The sequence below is a fragment of the Agrobacterium sp. CNPSo 2736 genome, from assembly GCF_004005385.1.
Classification (GTDB): domain Bacteria; phylum Pseudomonadota; class Alphaproteobacteria; order Rhizobiales; family Rhizobiaceae; genus Agrobacterium; species Agrobacterium leguminum.
This window is the reverse complement of sequence record NZ_RZTX01000030.1, coordinates 1-19691: the sequence shown is the minus strand read 5'-3', so window position 1 is coordinate 19691 and position 19691 is coordinate 1. Positions and strand designations below refer to the sequence as shown.

Genomic DNA, 19691 nt, shown 5'->3' with positions numbered 1-19691 from the left:
GCCAGTTCCGGAAGCGGATTGAGATCGAAGTCGTAAGTCAGCAACCCCTCGAGAACCTTCGAACTCACGTAATAGGCAAAACCTGAGGTGTTCGCGACCGATGCGATGACCGGGTATTCTGCGCCAACATTGACGGTGAGTGTTCCACCTCGCACAGGTTCATCGCTTTGCGCTCCTGCAGTTAAAGCCACCGCCAATGGCGCAGCACCTATAATCCCTAGAAATACGCGGCGTGTGAGTGAAAAGATTTCCGATGTCATTTCCGTTTCCTAATCATTTTTGAAAAAATGGCTCTCACATTCACCACTGCATCCTTCGTGAGATACAAGAAATCTAAATATATAGATTTTATATACAATCAGCATCTTTTATCCTAATTTTCGGATGCTGGATGCAAAAGTTTTTCGCTGTCGATGCAAAGGCGCACATAACCTTTGGATATATCGCTCAACTATTGGTCGAGTGACGCCGGCCGCGACCGAATTCACTATCCTGATGCATTCAGGAGCCACTGCCAAAACAGGCGCGGTGCTCCCTTGCGCTTTCCGCTCTCGCTAAGCACGGCCCAGTAGCAGCTGTCCCCGTCGATACCGATATCGGCCAATTGGATCAAGCGACCGGCCAACACGTCCGCACGGACAGTTTCCTCCCGGCACAGGGCGGTTCCCAGACCCTCAAGTGCTGCCTGCCGCAATAGGGACGAATCGGCCGCGTAGAAGAAATCGTCACGTTTGGGGACCAGTTCGATGCCGGCTAGCATCGCCCATTGGCCCCACATGCGGGAATCCTCATCATGGATCAGCCGTCCCATCCAGAACTGCCAATCCTTGGGTTTGCCGGTTAGATATGCTGGCGAAGCCACGGGGATGCAGTGAGCCCGATAGAGCAGTTTGCCACCCGGCGGAATTTTCCCTGAGAGCGAAAAGAAAATGCCAATATCGGGCTCTGGCGAGGGACTTTGGTCATTGAGGGCCAAGCGCAGACGCACCGGCACATTGGGGTGCAGAACATGAAAGTCGGCGAGGCGCGGCATCAACCAATGAGTAGCAGCGAGGGGCAGCGCGGCAACGTCGACCGGATGTTGTTCGCGCAGCACTGCCACGTTCAGTTCGTTTCGAATGGCCGAGAACCCGTCGCGCACCACACGTGCCAGAGCTTCTCCGGCCTCGGTGAGCATAGTCTTGCGCCCTTCCCGCATGACCAGCCTGACGCCGGCCCATACCTCGACCTGGCGTAACTGATGGCTAATCGCGGAGTGGGAGACATTGAGCCGGGCGGCAGCGGCCGTCACCGAGCGCGTTTCGAGCAGTGCTTCAAGTACCAAAAATGCCCGTAACGGTAGCAAATTTTCCTTCATCTTCGCTCCTTGCTGAAACGTTTATGCTAGGTGCCTATCTTATTCATTCATATGTGAGTTTTATAGACGAAAGTGACATTTTTTGTACTTTTTTTGGAGCAATTTTTGTGGTCCCGTGACCTCTGCCGCCCACTTGGAGCATCACCGTCTGTGACATCTTCTCCATCTTTCAACTCCCGCCTACGGCTGGCCATCGCCCAGATGCGGTCCTCGAACCGGCACGGCCCCAATATCGAGACGCTGACATCCTTGGTGGACTCGGCGCGGCAGGCCGGGGCGGAGTTTCTGGCGCTGCCCGAGGCTTCGGGCCTGGTCAATCGCAACGTTGCGGATGCGCGCGCCATCATCGGCACCGAGACGGACGACCCTTTCCTGCTGGCCGCCCGCCGGTTGGCTAAAGAGGCAAACATCTGGCTCCATACAGGTTCAACCCCTCTCCGCACGGATGCCAACGAGCCTCGTTTTGTGAATCGCAGCCATCTGATCGCGCCGGATGGGTCAATAGTTGCGCGTTACGACAAGATCCATTTGTTCGACGTGGCGCTGGCCGATGGCGTGATACGCCGGGAATCGGATCGCTACGCGCCGGGTACCGAAGCGGTCTTGGCTCAGACGCCTTGGGGGCCTCTGGGTTTGACCGTATGCTACGATTTGCGTTTCCCCCACCTTTTCCGCGATTACGCCAAGCGCGGCGCGCGGATTATGCTTGTGCCCTCGGCCTTTACCGTTCCCACAGGCCGCGCCCATTGGGAAATATTGCTGCGCGCCCGCGCCATCGAGAACGGCGCCTTCATCGTCGCTGCCGCCCAGGCCGGACGCCACGACGATGGACGTGAGACTTGGGGGCATTCTCTCATCATCGATCCCTGGGGCGACGTCGTCGCGGACCTGGGAACCGAGCCGGGAATTTTCGTCCACGACCTTGATCTCACGCACGTCGAAAGTGCACGTCGGCAAATTCCCTCACTCGCCAATGAGCGCGCCTATGCGCCGCCCGTCTGATCCAAACATCGAAATGAAGGAAGCCGCTATGTCGTTCAGCAAGACCAGAAGACTGCTGCGGGTAGGACTGGTCACTCTTGGCCTCTTGAGCGTCCTCGCTCCAGCCGTCTTCGCTCAAGACAAGCCCGACCTGGTCTTTGCTGTTGACAATCTCTGGCCCACGCTTGATCCCGTCATCGGCATCTCGACCACTGGCGCGCGCGTCTATGGTAATATTTTTGACACGCTGGTGAAGCGCAATTACAGCGAGGATCCGGACGGCAACACCATCGTTCCGGGCCTGGCGACTAGTTGGGAGCGGACTTCCGATACGGTCTGGACTTTGCGAATCCGCGAGGGCGTCAAATTCCACAATGGCGAAGATATGACCGCCGAGGATGTGGCGTTTTCTCTGTCGGCCGAGCGGCTGTGGGGGCCGAACCCTATCGCGCCGCGCGGCGCCAGCTTCGCGAGGGGTCTGGTTCGGGTCGAAGCCACCGGCCTCTACACGGTGGAACTGGAAACCGAATTTCCCGACCCGACGTTCATCAACCGGCTAACCACTGTCATCGGCTACGTGCTGCCCAAGGATTATTATGAAGAGGTGGGCACGGAAGCCTTTGGGCTCGCCCCCATCGGCACCGGCCCGTATAAACTGGAGCATTTCGACTCCTCCACCATCGCCCGGGCCGTAGCCAATGAGGAATATTGGGGAGGAGAGGTGCCGTTTTCCAAAATCACCTGGCAGATCGTGCCGGAATATTCCACTCGCTTTGCCGGCCTGGTTTCAGGGGAGTACGACATCATCGTCAACGTGCCCGTGGACCAGATTCCCGTAGTGGAATCGACCCCCGGCGTCGATCTGCTTATCTCCCAGGTGGGCAATTATCCCATGTTCATCTTCAACACGTTGGACTCTCCCGAGACCCCGAACAATCCGCTTCAGGATACTAATCTGCGCAAGGCGATGGTAAGTGCCATCAATATCGACTCTATCACCGAGGCGCTTTGGGCGGGGTTGACCTATACGCCCAGCCCCTTCAATTTCCCCGAATACGGTGCCTATTACGACCCTAACCGGCGGCCCAAATACCCCTATAATCCTGAAGCGGCTGCGAAATTCCTGAAAGCGTCAAATTACGACGGGCAGGTATTGCGGTGGCATATCGTGCGCGGGTTCTTCGAAAATTATGAGACAGCGGCCGAGTTCATGGTAGAGGAGTGGCGGGCACTCGGAATCAACGTGCAAATCCATGTCGTGGACAATTTCGCGCTGGCCTACAAGCCACCCTTCCACTTGCTGAATATGTCCATGTCCTCCGAATTTACCGGTGACCCTTACCGCCCGCTCTGGCTCGATTGGGGTCCTGGGTCAAACCGGGTCGTAGCCAGTCACAAGAGCTGGATCCCGACCGAAGCCTTCATTGAGGCCGGCGAGCGCTTCGAGCGCGCCCAGACCTTCGAGGAACGCAATGCGGCCTATCTCGATATGCTCGAGGAATGGGAAGAGGTGACGCCCGCCTTCTATCTGTGGCGTAACATTGCCACCTATGCGCTTAGCGAGGATATCGACTGGAATCCCGGCAACACCCAGGCCGCGGTGTTCACCGCCGACTATGTGAGCGTCACCAAATAAGATGGGGTCTACTGCCGTTTCCGCAGAGCAGGGCGCGCCCTTGCTCCAGATTGATGCCCTCAGCGTTGCGTTGCCGCCCAATGGCGACCGTACCTTCGCCGTGCGCGACGTCACTCTCACGGTCGGGCGCGGGGAATGCGTGTGCCTGGTGGGCGAGAGCGGTTCGGGCAAGTCGGTCACGGGGCAGGCCATTCTGGGTATGCTGCCCGAGGGATTGCGGCAGGCGGGCGGCAGTATCGCCTTTACCGGCGCGCCGCTGCCGACCGATCCCAAGGCGCTCGCCCACCTGCGCGGGCGGCGCATCGGCCTGATCTCGCAGGAGCCGCTGGCAAGCCTCGATCCGGTGATGACGGTAGGCCGCCAGCTCGACGAGGTGCTGGCTGTGCATGGAGCGACCAACCGGAGCAGTCGGCGCGCGCGGATATTGGAACTGTTCGCGGCGGTGCGCCTTCCCGATCCGGAGCGCATCTATCGCTCCTATCCCCATCAATTGTCCGGCGGACAGTGCCAGCGCATCGTCATCGCCATGGCACTGGCGCATAACCCGGCGCTGCTCATCGCCGACGAGCCCACCACCGCGCTCGACGTGACCACCCAGGCCGAGATCCTGCGGCTTATCGCTACCCTTCGGGCCGATTTCGGCGCCGGCCTTTTGTTCATCACCCACGATCTGGCCGTGGTGGCCGACATCGCGGACCGCGTGCTGGTGATGCAGGAGGGCGAGGTTGTCGAAAGCGGCACGCGCGATGCCCTCTTTTCCGACCCGCGCCATCCCTATACGCGTAAACTTCTAGCCGCCCTGCCCAAACGGCATGAGCGCCCCCTGCCGCCCATCGACGCCTCACCGACCCTCGCGGCCGATAAGTTGGCGGTGCATTATAAGGTCCCTACGAGCCTCTTCAGGTACCGCGATTTCCCTGCCGTCACCGACGCCTCACTCGTGCTGCGCCGGGGCGAAACCCATGGTGTGGTGGGCGAAAGCGGCTCGGGCAAGTCGACCCTGGTGCGTGCGCTCCTCAATCTCGAACCCATCGCCGCAGGGCGAATCATGGTTGCCGGGCAGGAGATTCTGCCCGGTTCGCCACCCGTGCCACGCGCCTTGCGGCGCAAGATGCAGATTGTTTTGCAGGATCCCTATACCGCTCTCGATCCGCGCCAGAGCATCGGCGATGCCGTTTCGGAAGGCGCGATCATCCATGGGGCGAGCGCCAGACAGGCACGGGCCAGAACCATGGAGTTGATGGCGCAAGTGGGTCTGCCCGCGCGCAGCTACGACCGGTTTCCGCATGAATTTTCCGGCGGCCAGCGCCAGCGAATCTGTATCATCCGCGCCCTGGCGGTGGAACCCGAAATCCTCATCGCCGATGAGGCAGTCTCGGCGCTCGACGTCTCCATCCAGGCGCAGATCCTTGAACTCTTCGCCAGCCTTCAGGCGCAGATGGGGTTCGCGCTGCTCTTCGTCACCCACGATCTGCGGGTCGCCGGGGCGATCTGCGACCATATCAGCGTGATGGAAAACGGGCGGATCGTGGAGCAGGGGACCACCGCCCAAGTGCTCGATGCGCCCCGGGCCGACTATACGAGAAAACTCGTCGCCGCCATCCCCGACCGCGGCAATGCTGCACGCTCCTCTCTTGCAGGAGGCCGACCATGATCACTCTCATCCTTCCCAAGCTCATCCGGGGCGTCATGACGCTGCTCATCGCGGTGACGCTGGTGTTCTTGTTCATTCGCCTGGCGGGCGACCCCGCTCTGGTGCTCGCCCCGCCCGATGCGCCGCCTGAAGTCGTCGAGCAGGTACGCCAAAGGCTGGGCCTCGATCAGCCATTGCCGGTACAATATTTTAATTATCTCGTGGGGTTGGTGCACGGCAATTTCGGCTACTCAGTTCACACCGGCCGGCCGGCACAGGATTTGTTCTTCGAGCGTCTGCCCTATACAGCCGTACTGGGGCTAGTAGCCCTAGGTATCGCCGCTCTTTGCGGCATCGCTTTGGGCACCATTGCCGCGCTCAACCACAACTCCCCACTCGACAGAGGGCTGATGGCGTTCTCCGTCTTCGCCTTCGCCATGCCCAACTTTTTCTTCGGGCTGGTCCTGATCCTCATCGGGGCCCTGGTCTTCGGCAACTTTTTCGGGGGCACGGGCGGCGCAGCCAATTTCGGCCAGGTCTTCGCCCCCGCCGCAACCCTGGGATTGGCTTCTATGGGCACCTTTGCCCGCTTCACCCGCTCTTCCTTGCTCGAAACGCTGAACAAGCCCTTCATGCGCGCCATCGAGGCGCGCGGTGTACCTTATAGCCGCCAGCTCCTTTGCCACGCCGCGCCCAATGCTGCCATTCCCATTATCACCATTCTGGGGCTTAGTCTGGGGGGCATGGTGGCCGGGGCGGTAGTGACCGAGCAAGTATTCTCGTGGCCCGGGATTGGTCAATTGCTGATCCGTTCGGTGCAGACGCGCGATATTGCGGTGGTCCAGTTCATCGTCATCGCTGTCGCCTTCACCATGACGGCCTGCAATATCGCGGTGGATTTCCTCCATGCCTTCATCGACCCGCGCATCAGGACGGCCCGCAATGGCTGAAACCCGGTCGCCCAAGTCGTCCCGCATCGGGCAGATACCGCTGTTGGTCAAGGTCAGCTTCGGCTTCGTGGTGCTCTTCGTGCTCTTTGCGCTTCTGACACCGTTCCTCACCGGCGTCGATCCGCGCGCCACCGATTTGATGGGCCGGCTCAAGCCGCCGTCCTTCACCGAAGGCGGTCTGCCGCAATATCCGCTGGGTACCGATGCACGGGGACGGGACCTCTTGACCCGCCTCGCGGTGGGGGCGCAGATCACCCTCCTTGTGGCGATTATCGGAACGGTGATCGGGGCCGTGTTCGGCTCGGCCCTGGGCTTGTTGGCGGCGGCGCGGCGGGGTGGTCCCGAGGCGGTTATCGTCACCGCCATCGACGTGCAGGCATCCCTGCCCATCATCATCGTGGCACTTTTTGTGCTCGCCATGTTCGACAACAGCTTCGTGCTTTTCCTGCTTCTGGTCGGCTTCAATGGCTGGGAGGCCTATGCGCGTCTGGTGCGCGCGGCCACGCTCTCGGCCAAAGAGCAGGGCTATGTCACCGCACAGCGCGTGCTGGGGGCCTCGGGGCTGCGCGTCTATCTGCGGCACATCCTGCCCAACGTGTTCAACGTCATCATGGTGCAGTTCACCATCAACCTGCCCCAGACGGTGCTACTCGAAACCGCGCTGAGCTTTCTGGGGCTGGGTATCCAGCCTCCCATGACGAGCCTGGGCCAGATCATGAACGAGGGCCGCGACCGCCTGCTGACCGGCTGGTGGCTGACGCTGCTGCCCGGCGCGCTGATCTTTCTTCTGGCGCTCTCGGTCTCGCTTATCGGGGACTGGATGCGTGACCGGCTGGACCCTACCCTTCACAACCGGACCTAAGCTGATGCTCTATCACATCGAACCCATGCCGCCCAAGGTACCGGCCGAGGACCTGGCCCTTCTGGTGCGTGCCGAAACCGCCACCATCGGTCATTTCCACCATATGGGCTTTCTCGACCGAACCATCCAGGCGCTTACCCCGGGCAAGCCGGTCGTGGGAACGGCGGTGACCCTGGCGCTGCCGGGCGCCGATTCCACCGTACTGCATCATGCCCTGTCCCTAGTGCGGCCGGGCGATATTCTCATCATCGACCGACTGGGCGACGACCGGCATGCCTGCTGGGGCGGCGGGGTGACCATCGCGGCCAAGGCCGCGGGCCTCAGCGCCGCGATCATCGACGGGCCCTGCACCGACGCGCATGAAATCCTGGCCGAAGATTTCCCGCTTTTCGCGCGCGGCGTCGCGCCCATCACCACGCGCATATTGGGCTCGGGTGGCGCCCTTAACGTGCCGGTGAGCTGTGGCGGGGCGGCTGTTTTGCCAGGCGATGCGGTGTTGGCTGACGCCAATGGCGTGCTGGTGTTAAGGCCCGCGGAAGTCGAGGCTGCCGCCCGCGAAGCTATCCGCCGACAGAAGCGAGGAGCAGAGCGGCAAGGCCAGATTCGCTCCGGCCAGAGGAAAATCGGAGAACTGTCCGGTGCCACTGAAAAAGTGCTGGCGGGTCTCAAGGCACAAATTTGACGGACTCCCGCCCCTCTTTTTTCAACAGCAAAAGTTGTCCGTTTAACATCGGCATCTTTAGCCAATATCGAGTGTTCCGAGATGAAAAACCAAGACCAAACACCCGGGAGCCTGTCCGAGTAATCTCTGGACTGGGGCGTTATGGCATGATTCATGTGCTTCATGAGCAGCAACGGCTACAGCCACGCGCCCAACGCTCTCTGGGACAGTGGCGGAGGATCGCGAGCCGTCGCTTGCCGCTCTTCAAGCTGCGAATATCAGACGTGAAACCGATGCCGCCAAAGAAAAGCGACAGCAGGGGTTCCGGACATCGCATGCACGGGAAATATTCCGATCGGATAACCAGAAAACAATTGCGACCGCGGACGCCATCCCACATTATCCCCCACTACCTTAAGGCGTGTCGCAAAAAATAACATCTTTTTAGCTTCATTATCGAAGGAACGCCCGGAACCGTTGCAGTGCAAAGATGAAGCAGACGGAACCAATCGCAAGAGCCAGAAGTTGCGGCCAGACCACGCCGATGCCTGCACCCCGGAAGAGAATCGACTGACCGAGAATAACGAAATGTGTGTTCAGCGCGAAAAGCATGATATCCTGAATCACCTGCGGCATGCTCTCTCGCGGTGTGCTGCCTCCCGAGAGCATCTCCAGCGGCAACAGCAGGATGCCGAATTGCGGCATTGTTCCGGCTACCGTGGCCAGGAATATCCCCATGCTCGTCACTGCGAATAGATGGAGGAAGATTGGCATCGAACCCTGAATCGGCACGGCCAGCCAACCTTCGACCACCACGTAGAGCGAGACGGCGGCAGCCACGAACAAACGAAGCCGATAGACCAGATCTTGCTGAGCATGATCTCGGTAGGGATCACCGGCATGACCAGAAGATGCTCGATCGTTCCCGCTCCCGCTCACTGTTGATTGCCACTGAGAACTGATGGAGTTGTCTAATCGCAGCTGGGGCGTCAAGATTGAATTTCTCTGAAGATCGCTGCCGGGTGCATGGTTGTCTTCGCGGTCGACATCAGTCGCCGCATGATGGAGCTTCGCAGCACGAGCCTTCAATGTGGACGACGCATTCAGCTGAGACAGCGATGCAACCCCATCAACGGAATGGCTCGGCTCACGTCCCGGCAGGGACGTTTCCAGCGCTCAGGTATTGAGCGCTATCAGGTACTATGCCGCCACGCCTGCAGTTGGATTGAAGAACTCTCCGGTTTTCAGCATGGTGTGCATGATGACAGCCAGCTTTCGCGCGACAGCCACGGCAGCTCTTTTGAAGCCGATCCTCTCTCGCAGCTGAAGCCCCCATGTTCGCAACGAACTCTGTTTGGAACTACGCGTGAGAATAACCGAGGCCGCTTCGTATAGGAGCCCGCGCAAATGGCGGTCTCCGCGTCGGGATATATGTCCGTCATAATCGACTTCACCGGATTGGTAGCGGCGCGTGGTGAGGCCGATCCACGCGCCCACGGACCGAGACTTCCTGAAGTTTTCCGGCTCTTCAATGGCGGTAGCGAAAGATGTCGCAGTGATTGCTCCCACGCCGGGGATCGACATCAGGATGCGGCAGGCCTGGCTTTGACGGGCATCAGCGACCAACTGGCGCCCGAGGTCCGCAGCACGGGAGCGGAGTCCTTTCCAGGCATCGAGAAGCGGTAGTACGATATGGGCGAGATCATGATGGCCGGAGACAAGATCCCGAACGTTCTTCTCGAATACGCTTCCTTTGCCGGCTGGGACGACCAGACCGAACGTCTTCATGATGCCGCGGATCTGATTGGAAAGTTCGGTGGTCATATGGACCAACCGGGTGCGGGCCGCGACAAGCGTGCGCGCTAACATGCTGTCGAAACCCTTCACACGGACCTCGCGAAAGAATCCCACTTCCGCGAGATGGGCCAGCCCATCGGCGTCATTCGCGTCCGTTTTGTTCGTCGCCATGTCGAGAGCCGCTTTAGCGTGTCGCGCATCAATGCAGATGACAGGAAGGCCCTCGGCTCGAAGCGCATGATAGAACCACACAGAGAGCGGCCCTGTTTCAAACACCACGCGTTTCACCATCGGTGCCCGTTTACGGATCAGCTCGGCAATGACGTGAGGATCTGATGCGCATTTCCCGCGCCAAACACGCACGCCATCCCGACGGATTGCGACTGCAGTCTCTTTCATTGACACGTCGAGGCCGATATATTCTTCCATGGCTGTTCTCCAATGATGCTGGGCCCGGCGTCCAGTCGAGAGCCCGTACCTCATCTTATCGGGGAACAGCCACCTTCCAAATCATGTCCGAATCCGAAGGGGTATGGCTCCCGCGATTACCCCATGTGGATGCCCCCTCCATCAGTTCTCAGTGGCAATCAACAGTTGTAGAACAGGCAGAACCCCTGGCCGTCCCACCAGAGAAGCTTGATCCGGTCAGCGCGGTTTCCCCGGAAGCCGAAGATTGCGCCCGAGCCCGGCGCCTCCTTCACGACCGCTTCAACAAGCGCGGACAGTCCATCAATACCACGCCGCATGTCGGTCACTCCGCAGGCCAGATAGACCCGCACATTTCCCGATGGTCCGATCATGCCGCCTCCACGCAAGCGACCAGTGGGCCGAGCAGCTTCAACTCGACATCTATCGGCACCTTCAGGCACCGACCGTTCCGCAGCAATATCTCGACGATCGCCGGCCTCGTTACCGTGGTAGACGCTTGACTTACGCCAACCTCCTCCATGATTTCCACTGGAAGGAACACCGTGCGTCGATCCACATAGTTGAACGACTTCCGCCACAAGCGGATCTGGCCAGGATGAACGTCATGCCGGCGCGCCACGTCACCAATGCGAGCACCCGGCTCATCAGCTTCCGCCAGTATCCTCAGCTTCGCCCCGTCCGACCAGCGCCGCCTGCGCTCGGCACCGGACATGATCTCCATGCGAGCCATGAAACCTCTTTGTTCTGGAATTAATGTCAGCACTAATGCCGGTTCGAATGCCAGAACATCGCCTGATTTTCCCGATCAGCAAAAACAGCTCACCGGACGCTCCCCGAATAATAGCAGATCTTATGCCGCTGATTTTAATGAGCGTGGCCATTTATTTCTTCTTCAGGTGGGTCTCCAACGACGCAGACATGTAAACCGCCAGTTGTTCCCCCTTTTCGTGCGAAGGCGAAATGTATGAAGCAGAATTTGTCAACGACGGAGTAAACCTACTACGATTGCTCGCCCGAACAACATGATCGATTTAGAACGAACGACTTTGCGTTTCGCAATAAGTGCTCTCAGTCCCTACAGGCATTAGCTCGACATTGAGACACGTCCCCCTTTTTCTGCAGCTCGTCTCTGATACTCCGCACTTCGGAAATATCTGAGGTCAACCCGTACCAGCGACTAAGGTTTCCATCGACATCAAATTGGGGCAGTGCCTTTCCGCGGACCCAACAGCGCCCCGACTGTCAAGAACGCGGAACTCAGCCGAATACGGCTGCTCACAAGGTATCCAATCGAACCATTTGCCGACCACCTCCGGCTGGTCTTCCGGGTGGATTTTACCAAACCATCGGTTGATGCGGTCTCGCATGGTATCAGTCGGCAAATCCTCGTTTGTTGGACTGATATAGTCAAAAATACCATCCGGTCCGGTAGACCAGCATATGTCAGGATTAAGCTCTAATACCCGACGAATATGCTCCTCTCTCATGGCAAGAAGACGCTGAGCATCAACCTTGTCAGTGACGTCGATGGCAACGACTGAATAGCCTATTACCGATCCGTCGGTATCCGCAACGCGACTATTGAAGACAGCCATATCCCTCCCGTGAAACCGGTACTGCTCCTCGAATATTCTGTCGCTTGTCAGTGAGGCCGTAAGCAACTCCTCCGATCGCCTCGCCATTGGTTCATCCATGACGTCATAAATGGATTTGCCTTCAAGCTCACTCGGCGTGAGGCCGTGCATGCTTGCAAATCGTTCGTTCGCACGAACATGTCGAAACTCGAGATCGACGAAACAAAGCCCCGCCGGTGCCAGGCGATAAAGCGCTTCCAGTTGAAGGAGTCTCTGGAATGGCGATGATGCCCAACTTGGCCGCCCGACCGGACTGCTACTCGTTGAGGCAAGCTCTTTTGCGTCCTTGGCGTGCAAGGCTCTGCCATACAGCCAGCCTTGTCCGAAATCGCAACCGAACGCTTTTAGGGTGTTTTCCTCTTCCTTTGTCTCGACACCCTCTGCGACCACCGAGATGCCTAGGTTCTGACCAAGCCCGATAATGGATGCTGCGATCCTTCGTTTCGCCTGGTCCGTATCGATCGAGCACACGAAGCGGCGATCGATCTTCAACTTCCGAAAAGGAAAGGATTCAAGCCGCTCCAGATTCGAATATCCCGTCCCGAAATCATCGATCGCTATCCTTACACCAAGAGCGTCAAGGTCACGCAGGGCTTTGTGAGCTTGGTCAATGTCTGATATCAACGCGCCTTCTGTCACTTCCATTTCCACGCGTGCCAAAGGGAACTCAGTGCGCCTGACGATTTTTTCAATGTGTGAGGGCAGATTCTTGTTGGATAACTGTTGCGGCGAAAGATTGAAGGCCAGAAAAAAGGTACCTGGCCACAGGCTCGCCTCTGCGCATGCTTTTTCCAGAAGTGTATCGGATAGCCGATCGATTAAACCAAGCCGTTCGAGGGGGCCGATAAATGCTGACGGGCTTATTTCACCCTCATCGGGGTCGCTCCATCGGGCCAAGACTTCAAAGCCCGCGACTTCACCACTTCGCATGTCGATGATCGGCTGGTAGCCTGGCCAGATCTGATCCTTTTTCAAAGCGATATCGAGAAGGCGAGCCAGCGCTTTCTTAGGCCCACGGTTAATCGTTGCCAGTGTTCTCGGATCTGATGGATGGGATAGCATATTCATGCTCCGAATTGCCGAGGTTTGCGCGATGGTGCATTGCAAGGGCGAAGCTGCGAAGTTTCGTAATTATATAAGATAGAACCAAAGTATAGAATCGTATCTTTCTGCATAGCGACGCGTTCTAACCATTACATTGTGGGGATATTACATGCCCGTAAGTCTGGCCCGCAGTCGCTTCATGCGGCTACGATCTGTTTCAATAATCGATTAGCAAACAAATAGATAAGAGATTCATAACATTTTGCGGGCAAAAATTCCTGTTGTAAGAAATCTTCCGCATTATATCGGGTGATCTTTGCCTGCCGTTACTTTTTCAGGAGTTGTCAGATTCGACCCTGGTGTTGTTTGCTGAGCCCGACCAGCAATGTTGTAATCAGAAGGTTTCCATCCTGAGAAAGCCTGAAGACGCTCTTTCTCAAAGCTCATTCCGTAATGAGGCCATAGAGCATGAACGCAGCCTTTTCCGGTATCCAAGGCTTCATCATTCCAGGGTTGCGCTCGACAGCCCTGAATATTCGCGCGAACAATTCGTGCCTTTCCTTGGGAAAGGTATTTGCGCCACCCGAACGTGACCGCGCAGCTTGCCACGCGGCCACCCGTTTTAAGGAACTCAGAACGTCCGCTGAAGGCGAACGAAACCGGTGACCTCGTCGCCAGCACCGCTATCAATGCCTTCGGTACCGTCAACGTCCTGGTAGTTAACAGTAACCTTGGTTGCGAGACCCTGCGTGATCTGGTAGTCGAATGTTACACCAGCGCGCCATGCGTCACGATCGCCGGTGAAGTCGTTGTCGGCACCGATGTCAACCGTACCGAAGTACTGAGCGCCGGGGGTGATGGTCAGCTTGTCAGTTGCCTTGATGGCGTATTCAGCAGCAACCGTCCACTCAGACTCTTCGTAGTAAGAGTTCGCGCCGGAAGCCCATGCACCGGAAAGACCGAGCGTACCTGGCCCGATATCAGCGGTGACGATTGCACGGATTGCACCGTTTTCGTAGTCGGTGTCATAGCTGCCGAGCAGGTTTGCGCTAACTGCGCCGAACTTGGCACCGATGATACCGCTGATGCCGACATTGTTCGAGTTTTCAAGGAAGCCGCCCTTGGCAATGCCGAGATTTGTTTCATCGTCACGCTCGGTTTCCAACTCTTCCACTGAGATACCAGCATAGAAGGAGCCGGCATCGTACGTGTAACGCAGTGCGTTCGCGCGGGTTGAGTTCGAAGACAGGATATCAGTTTCGCCGGAGAGATCATCGTCCCACCAAGTGAAGGTATAACCAACTCTCAAGCCGTTCAGTTCGATGAAAGCCTGGTTGACCCTGACGTTACGGTCGCTGTCATTGTCGGCTTCGCCACGCAATTCAATGAAACCGCGCAGGGCGCCAAGCTCGGTGTCGGTGCGAGTGTCAATATGGAACTGGGCGCGCGTGAACGAATCCCAGTCAGACGTTCCGGATTCGTTACGGCCGAAGTCGGTCTGGAAACGGATGTAGCCGCCGAACTTCAGGCACGTTTCGGTGCCGGGGATATAGAAGAAGCCGGTGCCGAATGCGTCGCAAACGCGAACGTATTCGAGGGGCTCGGGCTCAGCAGCGACGATAGCGTCGGCAGCGTGAGCGCCGGATACTGCTCCGAGAGCCGCAGCGGAGCCGATCAGTAGGCTCTTGATGTTCATAATGTGGTCCCTTCAATAGTTAATCGATCATGCACAACAATAGTTGATGCACCCGTCTAGTGACATACATTCGGAATGTTTGTAAATTAAAATGACGTTGATATGAAAATCCGATCAGGCAAATTGGGTTCGATGTTGCGCCCTCGCCACGGGAGGGAATTTTACCAAGGGCCATTTACAAACATTCCGAATGTATGTAGCGTGGATTTGCGCTTAAATTTTGAGCGGCAGTTGTATGACCTCCAGTCAACACTGCGGGGGCGCTTGTTATGTTTCCAAAACAAACGCCCCCCAAAAAAACTGACCGGATAAATTACCTTCTTAGGCGTTTCAGCGTGCAGCCATTCGACTCCACCCTATGTGAATAACCCCATTGCGGCGCCTCACGGCATCCAATGCAGCCGAACGGCGTCGTGCTGACTGAATCGGGCGGCCCAATCTTGTTCCGGATATTTGAAATCATGATCGTTGATGAACTCGATGTATTTTTTGATCACGCGGGTGAGGTCCGGGACGTCCTAAATCGCTTGATAAGCTCCACCCGCAGCAAAATGCTCTTTTGGGACCACTTGCATGATTAAACAGATTATTTGCATAAACTGGGGCACGAAATATGGAGCGCCTTATATCAACCGGCTTTATGCTATGGTGGCGAGAAACATCACCCCGCCATTCACATTTACCTGTTTTACAGATAATCGCGATGGAATTCGTTCCGAGGTCCTATGCGAAGACCTTCCCGACATTGACTACGAAGTTCCAGAAACAAGACGCGGTATATGGCCCAAGTCACGCCTTTGGGGTCCAAAGCTCGGATCGCTATCAGGAACAGTGCTTTTCTTGGATCTGGATCTGGTTGTAACGGGCTCGCTGGATGCACTTTTTACATATGGCAATCCCGACGACGTTATCTTGGCTAGGAATGCCGCAAAGCCGTTCGAACGTTTGGGGCAGACATCCGTTTTTCGCTTTCCAGTCGGCAAACTCGTCCCTCTTCAGAAAGAATTTGCTGCCAATCCCTTCTTGGTGGCGGAGAAATATGGCTATGAACAACGATTCGTTACGCGTGAAGCGCCGGGTGGAATCAAATTTTTTCCGCGAAAATGGATACGTCATTTCCGTTTTCAGTGTTTACTGCCCTTCCCGTTAAATCTCTTTCTTCCTGCAAGACTTCCGACAAATGCTAGAATTGTGATCTTTCCCGGAGAAGTATTGCCTGAAGATGCCGTCAGTGGCGGATGGTCAGGGCGTCAGGGGGCTACACTCAGCCAGCATCTGAAAGCATTTGGCGACTATGGCTTCCGTCAAAACCGACCCTTCCAGTTTCTGCGTCATTTCATGCGACCGGTAAATTGGGTTGCTGATCACTGGCGCGAATAGGGCTCTTCGGGCTGGCCTACCAAAATCTCCACTAAGAGGATGCTATTTAATCAGCATCCAAAACCAAGACGTCGGCACTCCACAGTGAAAGTCATCAAGCAGCAATAATAATTACAAAATTTGTAGCCGACTTACGATTCGAGAAGATTCAATCATGTCTGAAAAGGAAAATGAGATTGCGGCATCGAACTAACGGTAGTGTCTCACTATAGAAAAACGAAGAAAGGGAGTAGATATCGCATGATGAATTCTTCATTTTCTGCGGATATTCTATTTTGTGCCATCAAGAATCACTTAAATAATATTTCATAATTACTTCTTTGGATAGAAGATCTGGCGTATATTCAATTCATATGAATTTTTGAATTAATCAACGCCGATGAGCTGAATTAGTTAAAAACATGAGAGGTTAGAAATGCAAGTGGCCTGCTACCTAATTTATTTTCTATTTTTTGCTTTCGGGGGGTACCTCCTTTCCAAATTTATACGTTACTTGATCGACGCTGATTAGTCCCGAAATGCATGAACGGACGGTGTTGTCTAATCGCAGCTGTGGCGTCAAGATTGAATTTCTCTGAAGATCGCCCGGGTGCATGGTTGTCTTCGCGGTCGACATCAGGCGCCGCTTGATAGAGCTACGCAGCACGAGCCTTCGATATGGACGACGCATTCAGCTGAGACAGCGATACAACCCCATCAACGGAATGGATCGGCTCACGTCCCGGCAGGGACACTTCAAGCGCTCAGTTATTGAGCGCTATCAGATACTATGCCGCCACGCCCGCAGTCGGATCGAAGAACTCTCCGGTTTTCAGCATGGTGTGCATGATGACAGCCAGCTTTCGCGCGACAGCCACGGCAGCCCTTTTGAAGCCGATCCTCTCTCGCAACTGAAGCCCCCATGTTCGCAACGAACTCTGTTTGGAACTGCGCGTGAGAATAACCGAGGCCGCTTCGTATAGGAGCCCGCGCAAATGGCGGTCTCCGCGTCGGGATATATGTCCGTCATAATCGATTTCGCCGGATTGGTAGCGGCGCGTTGTGAGGCCGATCCACGCGCCCACGGACCGAGACTGTTGATTGCCACTGAGAACTGACCCGGCACGCCACGCCGGTCAGTTCTCAGTGGCAATCAACACTAATGCCATCGAGATTGCGTCAGCCCCCGTTTGGAAACCGATAAGGGGTCCCGTTACGAGGCCGATTGACAAAACGCAATATTATTCCAATTTTTGGGGATTCGCCCGCCGCCAAATTCAAGTATTCTTACACCAACGTCCTCTTTTTCCGCCGCCTGATCTGCGATCAACTACGAAAGCGGTACGATGAGGGACGGCGCTCTATGACGGAGGTCGCTAGAATGCCCGCGATTTCGCATTCACACCAGCCGGTTTCCAGCCCAGTCTTTGTCCGGAGCGGAATAGTCCGCCCAGGAACAAGGATCGTGTCGTGGCAAAACGGAAAGGGACAACGGCGAAAAGCGTGCGGGTGGTCCTCGTGCCGTCCGACACCATGCCGACCTACGATCCGTCGCAGCCCGATCCGCGCCTTCGCGAGTTCGTCCGAATGCTCGCCCGGCAGGCTGCCCGCAAATTCGTTGAAGCCGAACAGGAGCGCGCCGCCCGCGAACGCCTCCGCAAATAGGGAGGCTGTCTCATGAGAGTTGCACTCTACGCCCGCTATTCGTCCGACAATCAGCGCGACGCTTCGATTGAGGACCAGCTTCGCATTTGCCGTACTCGCGCCGAGCGCGAAGGCTGGACCGTCGTTGACAGCTATACCGACCGGGCGATTTCCGGCTCGTCGCTGCTGCGGCCCGGCGTGCAGAAGTTAATTGCCGATGGGCTGAAGCACCGCTTCGACGTGGTCCTGACGGAATCGCTCGACCGGCTTTCGCGCGATCAGGAAGACATTGCCGGCCTCTACAAGCGGATGCGCTTCGCCGGCGTCAGCATAGTCACGCTCTCGGAAGGTGAAGTGAGTGAACTCCATATCGGCCTGAAGGGCACGATGGGCGCGCTTTACATCAAAGACCTTGCCGACAAGACACGGCGCGGCCTGCGCGGCCGGATCGAGGACGGCAAGTCGGGCGGCGGGCTCTGCTACGGTTACGACGTCGTGCGCCAGTTCGATCAGGCCGGAGAAGCCAGCCGCGGCGAACGCACAATCAACGAGGCCGAGGCAAATGTCGTGCGCCGCATCTTCTTGGACTATCTGGAAGGTAAGTCATCACGGGCAATAGCAATGGCACTGAACAGCGAGGGCGTGCCAGGGCCGCAAGGCAGCGAATGGGGGCCATCCACAATTCACGGCAATCCGAAGCGCGGGACCGGCATCCTCAACAACGAGCTTTATATCGGCAAGCTGGTCTGGAACCGGCTGCACTATATCAAAGACCCCGATACCGGTAAGCGCGTCTCGCGCCCGAACCCGGAAAGCGAATGGGTCATTCAGGACGTTCCTGATCTCCGGATCATAGATCAGCATATGTGGGATGCCGTAAAAGAAAGGCAACAGAAACTCGCACACGATCCATGGTCAGACACCGCAGAGAACTACCTGTGCGAGAAACGGCGGCCAAAGCATCTGTTCACTGGGCTGATCAAGTGCGGTTGCTGCGGTGGCGGCTATTCAATGATTTCCAAGGATTTGCTCGGCTGCACCAATGCTCGTAACAAGGGCACCTGCAACAATCGGCTCAACATCCGTCGCGATACGCTTGAAGCATCCGTGCTGAACGGCCTCGACAGGCATCTCATGGAGCCGGAACTGTTCAAGGATTTCTGCGAGGAATTTACGCGGGAAGTGAACAAGGCCCGGATGGCGGCACGCACCTCAATCGAGGCGGCTGAGGCCGAGATAAAGAAGATCGACCGCGAACTCGACACGCTTCTCGATCTGATCCTTAAGGGCGGAGCAGCGGAGCGTATCAACGCGAAGATGGTGGCGCTGGAACAGCGCAAGAAAGCTATCGTGGCAACCCTGGAGACAGCGGAAGAGCCGCCTGCCCTTCTGCATCCAAACATGGCCAAAATCTATCATGAACAGATCGAAGCACTCCACGATCAGCTCCATAATGAGGCCACACGAGCAAAGGCAGCCGAACGTCTGCGCTCACTCGTCAGCCGCATCGAGCTGGTTCCCAACAATGATGAACTGGTGATCGTGCTGCGCGGCGATCTGGCGGCGATCCTAACTTTTGCGTCTGGCAAGAAGAACCCGGCCTTCCTTGAGGAGAAAGCGCTTCTGGAAGAACTTTTGGGCCGTGCACAAGAGGGACAGAACGCAAAAAAGCCCTTGCAATGCAGGGGCTTGAGTGGATCGCAGGGATCGTTGGTTGCGGGGGCAGGATTTGAACCTGCGGCCTTCAGGTTATGAGCCTGACGAGCTACCGGGCTGCTCCACCCCGCGTTGACTGGTTTTATTATAGCATAAAGGCCGCTTGATGCGGCCTTTTGATTTGGGCTTTGTGCCGGTTTTTGTGAATGAGAAGATTTGTGTTGCGTTTTGCAGACCTGGCAGCGACCTACTCTCCCGCGTCTTGAGACGAAGTACCATTGGCGCTGGGGCGTTTCACGGCCGTGTTCGGAATGGGAACGGGTGCAGCCGCCCCGCGATAACCACCAGGTCG

At 56.9% G+C, this 19691-nt stretch carries 15 protein-coding genes, 1 tRNA gene, 1 rRNA gene and 4 pseudogenes; 9 read left to right on the top strand and 12 right to left on the bottom strand.

Annotation, left to right across the window (positions count from 1 at the left end):
* Both EM858_RS26170 and EM858_RS26165 read right to left on the bottom strand, forming a co-directional pair.
* Positions 1-260, bottom strand: a pseudogene (locus tag EM858_RS26170) (ABC transporter substrate-binding protein); the annotation flags it as partial.
* Between the two features lie 227 nt (positions 261-487).
* A complete protein-coding gene (locus tag EM858_RS26165) occupies positions 488-1357 on the bottom strand; it encodes a LysR family transcriptional regulator (protein WP_127758474.1) in 870 nt (289 codons plus the stop codon).
* Between the two features lie 150 nt (positions 1358-1507).
* On the opposite strand from EM858_RS26165, the gene EM858_RS26160 reads away from it, so the two are divergent.
* The 6 genes from EM858_RS26160 to EM858_RS26135 are packed head-to-tail and all read left to right on the top strand — an operon-like array spanning position 1508 to position 8101.
* On the top strand, positions 1508-2359 hold the full coding sequence (locus EM858_RS26160) for a carbon-nitrogen hydrolase family protein (RefSeq protein WP_280960153.1): 852 nt from the start codon (positions 1508-1510) through the stop codon (positions 2357-2359).
* 28 nt (positions 2360-2387) lie between these two features.
* Positions 2388-3974 (top strand): ABC transporter substrate-binding protein, encoded by a 1587-nt coding sequence (locus EM858_RS26155; RefSeq protein WP_245483055.1) that lies wholly within the window; start codon positions 2388-2390, stop codon positions 3972-3974.
* A gap of 40 nt (positions 3975-4014) precedes the next feature.
* Entirely contained in the window at positions 4015-5628 is a 1614-nt protein-coding gene (locus EM858_RS26150; RefSeq protein WP_348628187.1) for an ABC transporter ATP-binding protein, read from the top strand.
* Positions 5625-6557, top strand: a complete 933-nt coding sequence (locus tag EM858_RS26145) for an ABC transporter permease (RefSeq protein ID WP_127758472.1) — start codon at positions 5625-5627, stop codon at positions 6555-6557. The genes EM858_RS26150 and EM858_RS26145 overlap by 4 nt, the downstream gene beginning before the upstream one ends.
* Complete coding sequence (locus tag EM858_RS26140) at positions 6550-7419, top strand: ABC transporter permease (RefSeq protein WP_127758471.1); 870 nt, start codon at positions 6550-6552, stop codon at positions 7417-7419. Before EM858_RS26145 ends, EM858_RS26140 begins: the two co-directional genes overlap by 8 nt.
* Positions 7420-7423: 4 nt before the next feature.
* Entirely contained in the window at positions 7424-8101 is a 678-nt protein-coding gene (locus EM858_RS26135; protein WP_127758470.1) for an RraA family protein, read from the top strand.
* A 432-nt stretch (positions 8102-8533) separates the two neighbouring features.
* Here the strand turns inward: EM858_RS26135 and EM858_RS26130 are convergent.
* From EM858_RS26130 to EM858_RS26105, 6 genes and pseudogenes are all read right to left on the bottom strand, one after another.
* Positions 8534-9006 (bottom strand): annotated as a pseudogene (locus EM858_RS26130) (ABC transporter permease); the annotation flags it as partial.
* Positions 9007-9280: 274 nt separating this feature from the next.
* Positions 9281-10306 (bottom strand): IS110 family transposase, encoded by a 1026-nt coding sequence (locus tag EM858_RS26125; protein WP_127758469.1) that lies wholly within the window; start codon positions 10304-10306, stop codon positions 9281-9283.
* A 158-nt stretch (positions 10307-10464) separates the two neighbouring features.
* Complete coding sequence (gene tnpB, locus EM858_RS26120) at positions 10465-10677, bottom strand: IS66 family insertion sequence element accessory protein TnpB (RefSeq protein ID WP_127758468.1); 213 nt, start codon at positions 10675-10677, stop codon at positions 10465-10467.
* On the bottom strand, positions 10674-11036 hold the full coding sequence (locus tag EM858_RS26115) for a transposase (protein ID WP_127758467.1): 363 nt from the start codon (positions 11034-11036) through the stop codon (positions 10674-10676). The genes tnpB and EM858_RS26115 overlap by 4 nt, the downstream gene beginning before the upstream one ends.
* A 430-nt stretch (positions 11037-11466) precedes the next feature.
* A complete protein-coding gene (locus EM858_RS26110) occupies positions 11467-13008 on the bottom strand; it encodes an EAL domain-containing protein (protein ID WP_127758466.1) in 1542 nt (513 codons plus the stop codon).
* Positions 13009-13615: 607 nt separating this feature from the next.
* Positions 13616-14680, bottom strand: coding sequence for a porin (locus EM858_RS26105; protein ID WP_127758465.1), 1065 nt, complete (start codon positions 14678-14680; stop codon positions 13616-13618).
* Positions 14681-15253: 573 nt separating this feature from the next.
* On the opposite strand from EM858_RS26105, the gene EM858_RS26100 reads away from it, so the two are divergent.
* Positions 15254-16060, top strand: coding sequence for a glycosyl transferase (locus EM858_RS26100; RefSeq protein ID WP_127758464.1), 807 nt, complete (start codon positions 15254-15256; stop codon positions 16058-16060).
* A 767-nt stretch (positions 16061-16827) separates the two neighbouring features.
* Here EM858_RS26100 and EM858_RS26095 read toward each other — a convergent pair.
* A pseudogene (locus EM858_RS26095) lies at positions 16828-17133 on the bottom strand (transposase); the annotation flags it as partial.
* Positions 17134-17509: 376 nt separating this feature from the next.
* Here EM858_RS26095 and EM858_RS26090 point away from each other — a divergent pair.
* Together EM858_RS26090 and EM858_RS27515 are read left to right on the top strand one after the other, a co-directional pair.
* The gene (locus tag EM858_RS26090; protein ID WP_127758463.1) at positions 17510-17704 is read left to right on the top strand and encodes a hypothetical protein; all 195 of its coding nucleotides are present in this window, start codon (positions 17510-17512) and stop codon (positions 17702-17704) included.
* A gap of 12 nt (positions 17705-17716) precedes the next feature.
* Positions 17717-18790: pseudogene (locus EM858_RS27515) on the top strand (recombinase family protein); the annotation flags it as partial.
* A 105-nt stretch (positions 18791-18895) separates the two neighbouring features.
* Here the strand turns inward: EM858_RS27515 and EM858_RS27510 are convergent.
* The 3 genes from EM858_RS27510 to rrf all read right to left on the bottom strand — a co-directional run bounded on the left by EM858_RS27510 (position 18896) and on the right by rrf (position 19688).
* Positions 18896-19123 (bottom strand): hypothetical protein, encoded by a 228-nt coding sequence (locus tag EM858_RS27510; RefSeq protein ID WP_245483054.1) that lies wholly within the window; start codon positions 19121-19123, stop codon positions 18896-18898.
* 271 nt (positions 19124-19394) lie between these two features.
* A tRNA-Met gene (locus EM858_RS26080) sits at positions 19395-19471 on the bottom strand.
* Positions 19472-19573: 102 nt separating this feature from the next.
* Positions 19574-19688, bottom strand: a 5S ribosomal RNA gene (rrf, locus tag EM858_RS26075).
* Between the last annotated feature and the right edge of the window lie 3 nt (positions 19689-19691).

What these genes read in the sequence shown, in the direction of transcription:
- EM858_RS26165 (WP_127758474.1), bottom strand. Translation starts at nt 1,357, where the DNA reads ATGAAGGAAAATTTGCTACCGTTACGGGCATTTTTGGTACTTGAAGCA.
- EM858_RS26155 (WP_245483055.1), top strand. Translation starts at nt 2,388, where the DNA reads ATGTCGTTCAGCAAGACCAGAAGACTGCTGCGGGTAGGACTGGTCACT.
- EM858_RS26145 (WP_127758472.1), top strand. Translation starts at nt 5,625, where the DNA reads ATGATCACTCTCATCCTTCCCAAGCTCATCCGGGGCGTCATGACGCTG.
- EM858_RS26140 (WP_127758471.1), top strand. Translation starts at nt 6,550, where the DNA reads ATGGCTGAAACCCGGTCGCCCAAGTCGTCCCGCATCGGGCAGATACCG.
- EM858_RS26135 (WP_127758470.1), top strand. Translation starts at nt 7,424, where the DNA reads ATGCTCTATCACATCGAACCCATGCCGCCCAAGGTACCGGCCGAGGAC.
- EM858_RS26125 (WP_127758469.1), bottom strand. Translation starts at nt 10,306, where the DNA reads ATGGAAGAATATATCGGCCTCGACGTGTCAATGAAAGAGACTGCAGTC.
- tnpB (WP_127758468.1), bottom strand. Translation starts at nt 10,677, where the DNA reads ATGATCGGACCATCGGGAAATGTGCGGGTCTATCTGGCCTGCGGAGTG.
- EM858_RS26115 (WP_127758467.1), bottom strand. Translation starts at nt 11,036, where the DNA reads ATGGCTCGCATGGAGATCATGTCCGGTGCCGAGCGCAGGCGGCGCTGG.
- EM858_RS26110 (WP_127758466.1), bottom strand. Translation starts at nt 13,008, where the DNA reads ATGAATATGCTATCCCATCCATCAGATCCGAGAACACTGGCAACGATT.
- EM858_RS26105 (WP_127758465.1), bottom strand. Translation starts at nt 14,680, where the DNA reads ATGAACATCAAGAGCCTACTGATCGGCTCCGCTGCGGCTCTCGGAGCA.
- EM858_RS26100 (WP_127758464.1), top strand. Translation starts at nt 15,254, where the DNA reads ATGATTAAACAGATTATTTGCATAAACTGGGGCACGAAATATGGAGCG.